The organism is Autumnicola tepida (assembly GCF_031846485.1).
GTDB classification, from domain to species: Bacteria; Bacteroidota; Bacteroidia; order Flavobacteriales; family Flavobacteriaceae; genus Autumnicola; species Autumnicola tepida.
This window is the reverse complement of the sequence record NZ_JAVRHQ010000061.1, coordinates 1-2590: the sequence shown is the minus strand read 5'-3', so window position 1 is coordinate 2590 and position 2590 is coordinate 1. Positions and strand designations below refer to the sequence as shown.

General features: G+C 45.3%; 3 protein-coding genes. All 3 read left to right on the top strand.

Annotated features, from left to right (window positions below):
* Nucleotides 1-237 precede the first annotated feature (237 nt).
* The 3 genes from istA to istB are packed head-to-tail and all read left to right on the top strand — an operon-like array spanning nt 238 to nt 2504.
* Nucleotides 238-1572: an IS21 family transposase gene (gene istA / locus RM553_RS19275; protein ID WP_311536598.1), complete on the top strand. Its 1335-nt coding sequence runs from the start codon at nt 238-240 to the stop codon at nt 1570-1572.
* Nucleotides 1569-1760, top strand: a complete 192-nt coding sequence (locus tag RM553_RS19270) for a hypothetical protein (RefSeq protein WP_311536597.1) — start codon at nt 1569-1571, stop codon at nt 1758-1760. The genes istA and RM553_RS19270 overlap by 4 nt, the downstream gene beginning before the upstream one ends.
* A gap of 24 nt (nt 1761-1784) precedes the next feature.
* Nucleotides 1785-2504: an IS21-like element helper ATPase IstB gene (istB, locus tag RM553_RS19265; protein WP_311536596.1), complete on the top strand. Its 720-nt coding sequence runs from the start codon at nt 1785-1787 to the stop codon at nt 2502-2504.
* The last annotated feature ends 86 nt before the right edge of the window (nt 2505-2590 follow it).

Sequence of the window (2590 nt, the reverse complement as noted above, 5' to 3'; positions counted from 1 at the left end):
ATGGATATTCAGGACTATGTTGCCCCCCCTAAAGACAACCTTTTAGGTATCTGTCATTCCGGCGGATACTGACCCCTTTAGAAATTAGATTAGCTGGCTTGGAATATTATTCCGGAGCATGTTGACCCCTCTGTGAATTTATTCCGGAGGATGTTGACCCCCTCAGCTTTTTGTATTGGTTTTGGTTTATTTGATGGATTCATCAAAAGATAAGCAATGGCCGGAAAACCAAAACGAATGAGTCAAGTAAAGCAAATCCTCCGTATGCATAAGCAGGGCAAGGGCATAAAAACCATCGCCAGGACCCTCTCGATCAGCAAGAACACTGTAAAAGGATATATAAAGAAGGCGCGTGCAGGCAATCTTTCCATTGAAGCGCTATTGGCAATGGAAGACCCGGTACTGGAAGGGAAGTTATGGACTGGGAACCCGGCCTATAAAGATGAGCGCTACGAGCAACTTAAGACGCAGCTGGAATACTACAGCAAAGAACTTAAAAAAGTGGGTGTTACCCGGCAGCTGCTCTGGGAAGAGTATAAAACAGGGATCCTTCACTCTTATAGCTATGGCCAGTTCTGCTGGCACCTCCAGCAATACCTGCGTAGCGGGAAGCCTTCCATGGTACTCAACCATAAGCCAGGAGAAAAACTGTATGTGGATTATGCCGGCAAACTTTTATCCTATATTGATCGGGAGACCAGTGAGGAAATCAAGGTGCAGGTATTTGTAGCCTGTCTGCCGTATTCCGATTATTGTTTTGCCCTGGCAGTTCCCAGTCAGAAACTGGAAGATTTTATATATGCCCTTGGTTGTTGTTTACAAGAGCTTGGCGGGGTTCCACAGACCCTGGTGCCCGATAACCTGAAATCGGCCGTAATAAAAGCCAATCCTTATGAGCCTGAACTCAATCGTGCCCTGGAAGACTTTGCCAATCACTATGGTACTTCAGTTACTCCGGCCCGTCCCAGAAAACCTCAGGATAAATCCTTAGTAGAAAATCAGGTAAAGCTGATCTACAACCGGGTATATGCCAAGCTACGCAAGCTTACCTTCTTTGATCTTGCTTCTTTGAACAAAGCTATTGCCGGGAAGGTCAGGGAACATAATCAAACCCGGATGCAACAGAAAGATTACTGCAGAGAAGAAAAGTTCCTGGCCGATGAAAAACATACCCTGCAGCCCTTACCGGAAACACCCTTTGAGATCAAATATTATAGAGAGCACAAAGTGGCCAAAAACAATCATATTTACCTGGGGATGGACAAACACTATTACAGTGTACCTTATACTTATATCGGGATGAAGGTCAAGGTCATCTACACCCGGTCGCTGGTGAGGATTTATCATAAAGCAGGACTTATTGCCACCCATCCCAGGAACCACAAAAAGGAGGTTACACCACCCGGAAAGAACACCTGTGTTCCCACCACCAGTATTATAAAGAGCGTAGCCCCACTTATTACCTGCAACGCGGATATAATCACTCCGAGGTACTTTACCGGTATATGGAAGCCTTGTTCAAACAGGACAAATACCCCGAGCAGCTTTACAAAACCTGTGATGGCATATTGAACCTGTCCCGGAAAACCAACAAGGAAAACTTTATTAAAGCCTGCAGCATTGCCCTGGATCATGGGCAGTACTCTTACCGGTTCTTAAAGCAGGTCCTGGAGAACCGGATGACTGACTATCAGGAGGAGCCACAGGTAAAATCCCTGCCTGCTCATGGGAATATCCGTGGAGCCTCTTTCTATAAATAAGTAACTATTAAAATTAAATATGAGATGAACACTATTGAAAACCAATTATCACAACTCCGACTTCACGGCATGTATAGTAGCTGGAAAGCTATGGTAGAAACCCGGCAACACCACGAGCTATCCTTTGGAGAAGGCTTAGAAGTATTATTACAGGCCGAAGCTGAAGAGCGTATCCACCGACGTTTTGAACGCCTGAAGAAAAGTGCCCAGTTCCGGTACCAGGCTACCATAGAAGAACTCAACCTGGAAAACTCCAGGGGAATCAATAAAGACCAGATCACCGAACTGGCTACCGGCACCTATTTGGAAAAAGGGGAATCGGTGCTGATTACCGGGGCCACCGGCTGCGGAAAAAGCTTCCTCGCCTCGGCTTTAGGACATCAGGCCTGTGGCCAGGGGAATAAGGTACTATATTTCAATACCCAAAAATTACTAATGAAGACCAAAATGACCCGTATTGATGGGAGCTTCCTGAAGTTCTTTGATAAACTGGCTAAGGCCAGCCTTTTGATCCTGGATGATTTTGGTCTGGCTCATCTGGACAAGAAACAACAAATGGATCTGATGGAAATCATTGAGGATAGGCACGGAAAATCATCAACCATTATTGCCAGTCAATTACCAGTGGGAAGCTGGTATGATATTATTGGAGAAGCCACTATAGCGGATGCCATTTTAGACCGTCTGGTACACACCTCCCATCGAATAGAACTTAAGGGAGAAAGTCTTAGAAAAAAACTGTAATATTGTCATTAACTTATCTTTTTGACCAAAATCCTTAGGGGGGTCAGTATGGCCTGAATGGGGGGTCAGCATCACCTGAATATCCA

Coding starts and splice junctions, on each gene's coding strand:
- istA (WP_311536598.1), top strand. CDS start 238: ATGAGTCAAGTAAAGCAAATCCTCCGTATGCATAAGCAGGGCAAGGGC.
- istB (WP_311536596.1), top strand. CDS start 1,785: ATGAACACTATTGAAAACCAATTATCACAACTCCGACTTCACGGCATG.